The sequence below is a fragment of the Streptomyces sp. RFCAC02 genome, from assembly GCF_004193175.1.
Lineage (GTDB): Bacteria > Actinomycetota > Actinomycetes > Streptomycetales > Streptomycetaceae > Streptomyces.
The window spans coordinates 3,310,555-3,319,544 of sequence record NZ_SAUH01000001.1 but is presented as its reverse complement, the minus strand read 5'-3'; the positions used below and the strand labels follow the sequence as shown (position 1 = coordinate 3,319,544).

The 8,990-nt window shown below is 69.9% G+C and carries 12 protein-coding genes; 7 read left to right on the top strand and 5 right to left on the bottom strand.

Features of this window, described 5'->3' with window-relative positions:
* Nucleotides 1–175: 175 nt before the first annotated feature.
* The 3 genes from EMA09_RS15530 to EMA09_RS15520 are packed head-to-tail and all read left to right on the top strand — an operon-like array spanning nt 176 to nt 2,249.
* Nucleotides 176–1,291 carry a hypothetical protein gene (locus EMA09_RS15530; RefSeq protein ID WP_129841624.1) on the top strand — a complete coding sequence of 372 codons (1,116 nt, stop codon included), beginning with the start codon at nt 176–178 and terminating at the stop codon, nt 1,289–1,291.
* Nucleotides 1,292–1,331: 40 nt separating this feature from the next.
* Nucleotides 1,332–1,715: a hypothetical protein gene (locus EMA09_RS15525; protein WP_129841623.1), complete on the top strand. Its 384-nt coding sequence runs from the start codon at nt 1,332–1,334 to the stop codon at nt 1,713–1,715.
* 39 nt (nt 1,716–1,754) lie between these two features.
* Nucleotides 1,755–2,249 carry a hypothetical protein gene (locus EMA09_RS15520; RefSeq protein WP_129841622.1) on the top strand — a complete coding sequence of 165 codons (495 nt, stop codon included), beginning with the start codon at nt 1,755–1,757 and terminating at the stop codon, nt 2,247–2,249.
* A 63-nt stretch (nt 2,250–2,312) separates the two neighbouring features.
* Here EMA09_RS15520 and EMA09_RS29290 read toward each other — a convergent pair whose 3' ends face one another.
* From EMA09_RS29290 to EMA09_RS15505, 4 genes are all read right to left on the bottom strand, one after another.
* A complete protein-coding gene (locus EMA09_RS29290; protein WP_276324184.1) occupies nt 2,313–2,435 on the bottom strand; it encodes a hypothetical protein in 123 nt (40 codons plus the stop codon).
* The gene (locus EMA09_RS15515) at nt 2,432–3,133 is read right to left on the bottom strand and encodes a hypothetical protein (protein WP_129841621.1); all 702 of its coding nucleotides are present in this window, start codon (nt 3,131–3,133) and stop codon (nt 2,432–2,434) included. The genes EMA09_RS29290 and EMA09_RS15515 overlap by 4 nt, the downstream gene beginning before the upstream one ends.
* A gap of 335 nt (nt 3,134–3,468) precedes the next feature.
* Nucleotides 3,469–4,650 (bottom strand): helix-turn-helix transcriptional regulator, encoded by a 1,182-nt coding sequence (locus tag EMA09_RS15510; protein WP_129841620.1) that lies wholly within the window; start codon nt 4,648–4,650, stop codon nt 3,469–3,471.
* 68 nt (nt 4,651–4,718) lie between these two features.
* On the bottom strand, nt 4,719–5,360 hold the full coding sequence (locus EMA09_RS15505) for an HAD family hydrolase (protein WP_129841619.1): 642 nt from the start codon (nt 5,358–5,360) through the stop codon (nt 4,719–4,721).
* A gap of 265 nt (nt 5,361–5,625) precedes the next feature.
* Here EMA09_RS15505 and EMA09_RS15500 point away from each other — a divergent pair, with 265 nt between their 5' ends.
* Entirely contained in the window at nt 5,626–6,747 is a 1,122-nt protein-coding gene (locus tag EMA09_RS15500) for a serine hydrolase domain-containing protein (RefSeq protein WP_129841618.1), read from the top strand.
* A gap of 60 nt (nt 6,748–6,807) precedes the next feature.
* Here the strand turns inward: EMA09_RS15500 and EMA09_RS15495 are convergent, their stop codons facing one another.
* Nucleotides 6,808–7,365 carry a hypothetical protein gene (locus EMA09_RS15495; protein ID WP_240796415.1) on the bottom strand — a complete coding sequence of 186 codons (558 nt, stop codon included), beginning with the start codon at nt 7,363–7,365 and terminating at the stop codon, nt 6,808–6,810.
* Between the two features lie 163 nt (nt 7,366–7,528).
* Here EMA09_RS15495 and EMA09_RS15490 point away from each other — a divergent pair, with 163 nt between their 5' ends.
* From EMA09_RS15490 to EMA09_RS15480, 3 genes are all read left to right on the top strand, one after another.
* Nucleotides 7,529–7,939 (top strand): VOC family protein, encoded by a 411-nt coding sequence (locus EMA09_RS15490; RefSeq protein ID WP_129841617.1) that lies wholly within the window; start codon nt 7,529–7,531, stop codon nt 7,937–7,939.
* 37 nt (nt 7,940–7,976) lie between these two features.
* Nucleotides 7,977–8,357, top strand: a complete 381-nt coding sequence (locus tag EMA09_RS15485) for an AraC family transcriptional regulator (RefSeq protein WP_129841616.1) — start codon at nt 7,977–7,979, stop codon at nt 8,355–8,357.
* 75 nt (nt 8,358–8,432) lie between these two features.
* The gene (locus EMA09_RS15480) at nt 8,433–8,888 is read left to right on the top strand and encodes a DUF1801 domain-containing protein (RefSeq protein WP_129841615.1); all 456 of its coding nucleotides are present in this window, start codon (nt 8,433–8,435) and stop codon (nt 8,886–8,888) included.
* Nucleotides 8,889–8,990 lie beyond the last annotated feature (102 nt).

Here is an 8,990-nt window from a genome sequence, read left to right as displayed (position 1 = left end):
GCTCCGGCATGATCCTCCGCCCATTCCACGCGCGGGAGGCACGGAAGGTTCAACCACCGCCGGATTGTTCGCGGAAGTTCCGGTGCGGCCGGTGAACCGTATCGGCCGGTGGCGCGTAGTAGAGGTGAGGGACCATGCGGAGGCAGCCGGACCGGGCGCGTCAGGGAGGCGTGGAGTGGCCGATAGCGAAGAGGCGATCACGACGGAGCGCTTCGCCGTCAACTACGATCTGCTGTTCGACCTCGCGAGCTTCATGCACGACTTGGCCGAGGACGCCAAGACGGGCGGCATGGACGGCGAGTGGGCGACCTTCGGCGACCTGGACGACGACGAGCACACCAGGATCTTCGGCGACGAGAATCTCGGCCACTGGTTCCGTTTCTTCTTCAACCGGTCCAAAGCCCGGGTCGAGGACGGCGTGAAGGGCCTGAACGACTTCGGGGATTCCTACGAGGGCCTGGCCCGGGTCATGTACGAGCAGGACGGCGCCATCGCCGCCACCATGCTGTCGACCCTGGCGAAGATGAAGATCGACCAGTGGGTCGGTGAGCAGCAGGCGTACGACGACTGGGTGACGAAGAACGACAACTGGAACGCCTACCTGGAGGACATCGGCGCCGCCGACTACATGGCGGCGCACCCCGACCAGGACATCGGCACGGTGTGCTCGGCGGAGGACGCGCCCGAGTGGTGCGGAGCGTACGAGCTGGATCTGCAGTCCGACATCGACAATCTCAACGGCATCAACGACCGGGTGCCGCCGCAGCCGGGTGAGGAACCCGAGAAGCCGGCCGACGCGCCACCGAACGAGCTGACGCTCACCGACGCCCTGGGCAATACGGTGACGACGACGGTCGAGTACGACGACGACTACAACATCATCGCGGAGCAGTCGGACTTCACGAGCCACACCGGCCAGACGTACACCACGACGACGGAGTACGACGGGCCGCCCTCGATCGTCGCGGAACAGGACGTCGCCGGCGAGAACAGCTCGAACGTCCCCGGCGCCGACAACACGTGGGACCAGCGCGACCACACTGTCACCAACACGTCGGCCGACGGCACCGTGACCGTCGACGAGTACGTGATCAACGACTCCGACTCCGAGAACCCCGGCGCGGGCACGTGGACCAGCACGGTCACGAGCACGAACGACGACGGCGAGGAGGAGGTCGAGGTCACCGAGTACACCCGGGACGGACCCGACGCGGAGTGGGTCGAGGTCGGCGACTCCGACGACGACGGCGAAGACGACGAGCCGCACAACTACAGCAACGACAAGCTCTGAACCCGGCATCACAACCACCACGCAAGGAGGCGCGTAGTTCATGCCCGAAGACGTAACCCAGCAGGTACTCGCGGACGACGGCCAGCAGGTGCTCCGGCCCGGCAGCGGATCGCGCGGCGTGAACATCGAGGTCATCGCCTCGGAGGTCGAAGACGCGGCACAGGTGATGAGGAACAGTGCCACGGACGTGCTCTCGCCCTGCGTCGACACGTGCAACATGAAGGTCCAGGGGACGCTGGGCACGGATCTGCAGCTGCCGGAGACCGAGGCCGTTCTGAGGGACACGTTCACCAAGTTCAGCGCCAGCCTGACGGAGCTCGTCGACGCGGTCCACGATTACGCGAACCAGTTCGTCATGATCAAGGACAACCTGTTGCAGCTCGACCACGAGTACGCGCAGGCGATGCTCAACCCGGGCCAGTAATACCCCGCCTCCCCCGCGACGGATCCACCAGGAGAGTTCATGCCGGACGAAACTCAAAAACTCACGCCCTGGAGCGGTGACGGCTCGTCGGGCAACATCCGCCTCAACTACGAGGGGATAGCCGACTGCTGCACCGTTCTGGTCTCGCAGTCCGAGATGATGATTCCCGAGATCTACCGGCTTGTGGCGAAGGTCGACATGCTGCTCGACAATGGCCTGTACCTCGAACAGGCCTCGCCCGCGCTGAAGACGGTGTATGAACAGTTCAGCATGTCGCTGCACTCGGCGGCCGCGAACCTGCAGAGCTACGCCAACACCTTCGAGAACGTCAAGCACGCCTTCGAGTTCAACGACCTGGCGTCGGCGCAGGCCGCTCTGGAGGGCCTCGACGGTGAGGGCGGCTACGATCTCGGGCCGGACCCGGAGTACCAGCCGGTCGAGGGGGAGACTCCGCTGTACTCACCGCCCGGCGGCACCATCGGCTCCGACGTGACGTGGAACGAGAACCACGACAGGGTGATCGACATCAAGTGACCCCAGTGCCCCCGACGGGGCATGGACGGCGCCCCTGCCCATGGCCGGCGGGGGCGCCGCCGTTCAGGGGCGCGGGCCGTCGCGGTCCAGTGCCCGTGCGACGGTCCGGGCGATGTGGAGCAGCGAACCGGCCCACGCGGCGAGCGCGCCCGCCGCGATGCCGAGGACCAGCAGGGCGGCCGTCACCGTCCGCCGTCCGGCACCACGTCACGGACGGCGGCGCGCAGCACGTCCACGGCGTCGGCGACGACGGCGCGGGCCGCGTCCCGTTGCAGATCACCGGCCGTGCGCCCGGCGGCGATCGCGACGGCCGGCCACATCCGCTCGACGACGGGCTGAAGGTCGGCCAGGTGGTCGTCACCCAGCTCGGCGAGCCGCCGCACGAGGCTGTCGGGGACGGCGTCCGGCCAGTAGCGCAGTTCTCCCGCGCCGCCGGATGGCTGGACGGTGAACGGCATGAGCCGCTGCCCGACCAGGCACGGACGGCAGGCGTGGAACCCGTGCCCGGGACCGGCCGCCGCCTCACGCACCGCGACGACGGTCAGCGGTCCCTCCGCCGTCTCGCAGTACATGCACCGCGTGGACAACCGGTAGCCGACGACCCGCAGTTCGTCCACGGCGGCGGTCACGGCGTGCGCCGCGCCGGCCCGTACGGCACGGAAGAGCCGTGTCACGACCGCACCGAGCGCGATGCCGGGCGCCACGTCCGCGAGCCGCTCGACCAGTTCGTCCGGCACGGCGCGCGGCCACTGGTGCGGCTCACCCCAGCTCGTCGCCGGGTGGTGGAGCACGGGAATGAGGCGCCCGCGGACCAGACAGCCACGACACGCGTACTGCGACCACGCGGCGGCGGACTCGGCCGGGATGAGGGAGATGGCGGTCATCCCGTCACCGGTGACACCGCACGAACAGCACCGACGCTGCGCGCTCACGCGTCCTCACCCGCACCATCAGGACACTCCTCACGCACCGCACTCCACCCGGCCCCGGGCACGAACGGCCCCTCCAACCCGGTGATGACGGTGATCCGAGGATTCTCCTCCCGCACCGGCGCGGGCTCGGGAGCGGGTAGCTGAAACGGCTCGAACATACGAAGTCTCCAAGTGAGTGCCGCAGACTACGGAGGAGCCATATCCGGACCCTCTCCGCTGGTCCTTCAGTGAGCAGATGCTGCCCCTCCGAAGACGGCGGAAGTGACCCACAGAGGGTCAGTCGCCTATCAGACGGCTGCGCACCACTCGGCATACTTGGAGAGGCTTTCAGCATTCGTTCTGCGCAGCCGTCGGAGCGTCCCGATGTCCTCACGGACCCAGCGGTGCTCCCGCGTGTGCTGTGGAGCGATTTGACGGGCCTCCTCAAGCGACCTGAAGGCACTGTCTGGTCGGCCTGCCCATAGCTGAGCGCGCGCCAACTCGATGTAGAACGAGGACCGGCGCTCCGCAGTCAACTCGCGGGAGGGTGCCCACTCGCGGCCGATGTCCAGCGCGCGCTTTAGGTGCACGCCGCCGAGGGCGACCGACAGGGACACCTCGTGGATCCGTACAGAGTCCGGCCCAAACGCAGTGCCGTCGTAAACGCTCTCGGGAACACGCGCGGCAAGTTTGAACGCTTGATCCATGTGCTGGGTCGCCGCATCACTGTCACCCGCCCGACCTGCGATGACTGCAGCGCGCATGTGCAACGCTCCACGGGCAGCGGCAGCTCTCGCATCGCCAGGTGACGGTGAGGCATCGATCGCTCGTTCCAATGAGCGAAGGCCAGCGGCATGCGCCCGACTCGCGAAGTACACCTCCGTCCGCACGTATGCCACCGTGCTGGCCGTGACCGGATCATGGGTCTGGGGAGCCACCCAGCGCATCAGGTCCACCAGCCGAGCGGACATATCCATGGCCCCGTACTTGTATGCAGCAGCATCGACCGCTCGACTCGCGCCCACAAGCAACTGAGCTACTTCCGCTCGGTCACGTGCGGGAACCACAGCAAGCGCCCTGAGCAGTTCCGCCAGCAGGTCGGGGCCGCTCCGCATGATCCGCACGTATTGCGCTGCGAGCCTCTGCTGAACTGCTTCCGCGACAGCATCCCGAAGAACGCACAGTTCACGTACCGGGCCATCATCGGGATCGTCGTAGGCAGCAAGGAGGCCCCGCAGGTGGGGCATCGCCTCCTGTATGCGCCCTGCCGCTCGGTCCCGGTCTCGGTGCAAACGCTCGACGTTGACGCCGAGCGCATCGGCAATGGCCTCCAGCACGGCATCGGAGGCTCCTCGGGCGCCTCGCTCGATCTTCTGCAATGTGCCGGCGCCGAGCCCAGCGGCTTCGGCTAGCTGCTTCTGCGTCAGACGTGAGATCCGCCGGTAGTAGGCGATGCGTCGGCCGACTTCCGACGCGGAGTGCGCGGGCATACTGTCTCCCGTTCGGTGCGAATACTCCGAACAGTACCGAGGCGATCACATGCTGGAGTTCCCTTTCGTTAGGCAGTCAGATCCTGTAGTTCGTGCAAGCTGCCGATGGACCAGTCGGCCGTGGAGCGTACTTCCGGATCGCCCGCCCACAGGTGTCCCCATGGCCCCCGCCGGATGTGTGCGGTCCGGAGCCCGGCGGCGTGAGCCGGGAAGACGTCGTTCGCCGGGTGATCGCCCACGTAGACGATCTCCTCGGGCCGCGCCATGGCCAGCTCGGTCACCCGGGTGAAGAACTCCGGCGACGGCTTGGCGACGCCCCACTCGTCCGACACCGCAAGGGCGTCCACCGGCAGAGCCAGGCCGCGAAGCAACGCACCAGCCCGTGCCGTCTGGTTGCCCGCCAGGACGACCCGCAATCCCCGCTCCCTCAGCGCGGTGAGGGCGGGGCGCACGTCCTCGTACAGGTCGGTCTCGTCCAGGAACTCACCACGACCGGCCGCTTCGCGCGCGGCGTACTCGGCCGCCGGATCGACCCCCGGCCGCAGCATGCGGATGGCGTCGGCGTTGTCCCGCCCCTGGGCCACCACCGCACCGACCAGGGCGGACAGGGTATGCCTCGGCACGCCGAACCAATCGGCCCACGAAGCCCAGTACCGGTCGTCCCGGGTCACCGTCTCGCCGATGTCCAGCGCGACGCACTTGATCACCATGCACCTCCCTGCTCCGGGTCATCCGCCCCCATAGTGACCCGCTGCCGCAGCACTGGCGGCATGCTCCCGTTCGTCCGACACGACGACAGAACCGCAAAAACGGGACGGGGTCCCCACCCGGCGCTACGGCATCGGAGATCTGGGCGGCCGGTGGGGGTGTCGGCAGGTACACCCCCCAGTCGGGGTGGCACGGCCAGTGTCCGGCGCCGCGGTGGACGCGATGCTTAAGACACCTGATCGAGAACATCCCCACCAGGAGCCCCACATGATGCGCCGTCGCCTCACCGCCGCCGTCCTCCTCGCCGCCGCCGTCGTCGGTGCCACCGTTCCGGCCGCCGCCGCGCACGGCGGGCGCGGGGACCACCGTACGGACGAGGTGCAGGAGGCGCTGGACGTCCTGGTCGACGAGGACGGCGTGCCGGGCGCGCTCGCGTACGACGGGTCGCGCACATGGACCGCCGGCACGTCGGAGCTGGGCAGCGACCGGCCGATGCCCGGGGCCGACGGCCAGGTGCGGATCGCGAGCAACAGCAAGTCGTTCACGTCGGTCGCCGTCATGCGGCTGGTCGTGGAGGGGAAGCTGAGCCTCGCCGACACCGCCGCCCGGTACGTGCCGCAGCTCGCCGGTTCCACCATCACCGTGCGGCAGCTCCTGATGCAGACCAGCGGCCTGCCGGAGTACGTGAACCTCATGGACTGGACCGCCACCGGCACCGCGCCGGAGGAGCACCTGGCGCTGGCCCTGTCGCAGGAGCCGCTGTTCGAGCCGGGCACGGACTGGGCGTACTCCAACACCAACTACCTCGTCCTCGGCATGATCATCGACCGGGTGACCGGTGAGGACTTCCGCACCTACATCGAGGACACCATCCTGAACCCGCTCGACCTGGACGACACCTACTGGCCCGAGGCCGGCGAACTGGAGCTGCGCGGCCCCCACGCGCGGAACTACGGCATCAGCCCCGCCGACCCCGAGGCGGGCGTCACCGACATCACCGAGCTGCCCGGCTACGAGTTCGGCGCGTCCGGCGGCCTGGTCTCCACCCCGGAGGACCTCAACACGTTCTGGGACGCGCTGTTCGAGGGTGAGCTGCTGCCGCGCGGCGCCGTCCTGCTGATGACGCACGACACGACCGCGGTCGGCGAGGCCGAGATGTACCCCGAGGGCACCCGCTACGGCTACGGCCTCACCGGCTACGAGCTGAGCTGCGGCGGCACGTACTGGGGGCACGGCGGTGACCTGCCGGGCGACTCCGTTGCCGGCGGCCGGGCGTCGTCCGGGCGCGGGACCGTCACCGTCTACACGACGACCCTGGCGGCCGACGCGACGACCCGCGGCGACCTGATGACCGCCGTGGACACAGCGCTGTGCTCCCGCGACAGGTGACCCTCCCCCGCGTGCGCCGCCGCCCCGGTACCCCTCGGTACCGGGGCCTCCGGCGTCCGGTCAGGCCAGGGCCGGGCGGCGGCGCGTCAGGGGCAGGAGCCCGGCCAGGATGAGGACCGCGCCGGCCGGCAGCAGGTCCAGGTTCGCCCCGATGGCCGTGAAGCCGGCGAACACCAGCACCGGCGTCCACCAGGGGACCAGCCCCTTCCGGGACAGCAGGATGAAGAGTACGAGCAGCCCGAACTGGAACAGCGGCGGGCAGAGCGCGTAGAGCGGATCCGGCAGCGCGGCGGCGTCGTCCAGCGCGGGGAACAGGTCCCCGAGCGTCACCCAGAGGAACCCGCAGAGGCCGACGAGCGTCGCGCCCATCGCCTCGGCGGCCAGCGTCGAGCGGGCCGGTCCCGACCGCAGCGCCGCCCGTGCCCGCACCGCGACCACCCCGAACAGGCAGAGCGCGACGAAGAACAGCGCGTGCCCGATGTTCCACGCGAGGCCGGGGCCGTGGTCCCCGTCCAGCCCGTCCACGTACCTGAGCCCGCCGTACGCCAGCAGCAGCGCCGACGCCACGACAGCCGGCACGGACATGCCCCGGTGGTGGAGCCTCTGTGTGATCCGCATGTGTCAAGACTCGCCGCGCGGACGGCGGGGATCATCGGGGACGGCCCCCGGCACGCCCCTGAACGACCCCCGGCCCGACCCCGACCGTCCACCCCGAGACCGCGCCCCCCATCGGTCAGGAATCGAGAAGCACGCCCGCCGGGCCGTCCCTAGCCTTGTCGTCATGGACCTCACGATTCACACGACCGTTCTCCCGCACGACGACCCGGACGAGTCCCTCGCCTTCTACCGCGACGTGCTCGGCTTCGAGGTCAGGAACGACGTCGGCCAGGGCCGGATGCGCTGGATCACGGTCGGCCCCGCCGGGCAGCCCGGCACGTCGATCCTCCTCGCGCCGCCCGCCGTGGACCCGGGCATCACCGAGGACGAGCGCCGCACCATCGCCGAGATGATGGCCAAGGGCACCTACGGGTGGATCCTCCTCGCCACCGCCGACCTCGACGCCGTGTTCGAGAGGATCCAGGCGGGCGACACCGAGGTCGTCCAGGAGCCGACCCAGCAGCCGTACGGCGTCCGGGACTGCGCGTTCCGCGACCCGGCGGGCAACCTCGTCCGCATCCAGGAAGTCCGCTGAACCGCCCGCCGGTACGCATGACTGGAGGAGTCCCGCCATGTGCCTTCCCGGCTGGGGACGCGCACGCGCCGAGGCGCGGCGCCTGAGCGACTTCGCGCGGCTGCGCCGCGTCCGCGACCGGATCGACCGCGAGTACGCCCGGCCGCTGGACGTCGAGGCGCTGGCCCGCGGCGCGGACCTGCCGGCCCGGCACCTCGGTCACGCGTTCCGCGCCGCCTACGGGTCGTCGCCGTACGCGTACCTGATGGCCCGCCGCGTCGAGCGCGCGACCGTCCTGCTCGACCGCTGCGGCCTCGGGGTCGCCGAGGTCCGCTCCGCCGTCGGGTGCCCGGCGCCCGGCGTCTTCGATCCCCGTTTCACCGACCTGGTGGGCGTGCCGCCCGCCGCCTACCGGCCTGCCGCGGCCGGTCAGGAATAGAGAAGCCCCGCCACGGGACCCCCGCGTACGTCGGGGGAACGGCGTCCCGGCCACCGCACCACAGGAGGAAGCACCATGAGCAGCACCGAGTCGTCCGCCGAGAAGTACGACGGTTTCACCGCCGAGGAGCGGGAGGCGATGAAGGACCGCGCGAAGGAGCTGAAGAGCACCCGCGGCCGTTCCCGCAAGGCGAAGGCCGACACGGAGAGCGAGGTGCTGGCGAAGATCGCCGAGATGCCGGACGGGGACCGCGCCCTCGCCGAGCGCGTCCACGCGATCATCAGGGCCGCCGCCCCCGGGCTGACGCCGAAGCTCTGGTACGGGATGCCGGCGTACGCCAGGGACGGCAAGGTCGTCTGCCACTTCCAGAACGCGGGGAAGTTCAAGACGCGGTACGCCACCCTCGGCTTCAGCGACCAGGCGGCGCTGGACGACGGCGCCATGTGGCCGGTCGCGTTCGCGCTGAAGGAGGAGCTGACCGCCGCCGACGAGGACCGCATCTCCGCCCTCGTCAAGCAGGCCGTGAGCTGACGCCGGGTACCCCGGCGCGTCGCACGGACGGGTGTATTCCCGCCACGGCGGGACCCCTTCCCGCACCGCCCCGCTAGCGTGACCCCCAGCCATCCCGAGGAG

Excerpts from the sequence above, each read along its gene's own strand:
- EMA09_RS15525 (WP_129841623.1), top strand. The coding sequence starts at position 1,332 with ATGCCCGAAGACGTAACCCAGCAGGTACTCGCGGACGACGGCCAGCAG.
- EMA09_RS15520 (WP_129841622.1), top strand. The coding sequence starts at position 1,755 with ATGCCGGACGAAACTCAAAAACTCACGCCCTGGAGCGGTGACGGCTCG.
- EMA09_RS15515 (WP_129841621.1), bottom strand. The coding sequence starts at position 3,133 with ATGACCGCCATCTCCCTCATCCCGGCCGAGTCCGCCGCCGCGTGGTCG.
- EMA09_RS15510 (WP_129841620.1), bottom strand. The coding sequence starts at position 4,650 with ATGCCCGCGCACTCCGCGTCGGAAGTCGGCCGACGCATCGCCTACTAC.
- EMA09_RS15505 (WP_129841619.1), bottom strand. The coding sequence starts at position 5,360 with ATGGTGATCAAGTGCGTCGCGCTGGACATCGGCGAGACGGTGACCCGG.
- EMA09_RS15500 (WP_129841618.1), top strand. The coding sequence starts at position 5,626 with ATGATGCGCCGTCGCCTCACCGCCGCCGTCCTCCTCGCCGCCGCCGTC.
- EMA09_RS15495 (WP_240796415.1), bottom strand. The coding sequence starts at position 7,365 with ATGCGGATCACACAGAGGCTCCACCACCGGGGCATGTCCGTGCCGGCT.
- EMA09_RS15490 (WP_129841617.1), top strand. The coding sequence starts at position 7,529 with ATGGACCTCACGATTCACACGACCGTTCTCCCGCACGACGACCCGGAC.
- EMA09_RS15485 (WP_129841616.1), top strand. The coding sequence starts at position 7,977 with ATGTGCCTTCCCGGCTGGGGACGCGCACGCGCCGAGGCGCGGCGCCTG.
- EMA09_RS15480 (WP_129841615.1), top strand. The coding sequence starts at position 8,433 with ATGAGCAGCACCGAGTCGTCCGCCGAGAAGTACGACGGTTTCACCGCC.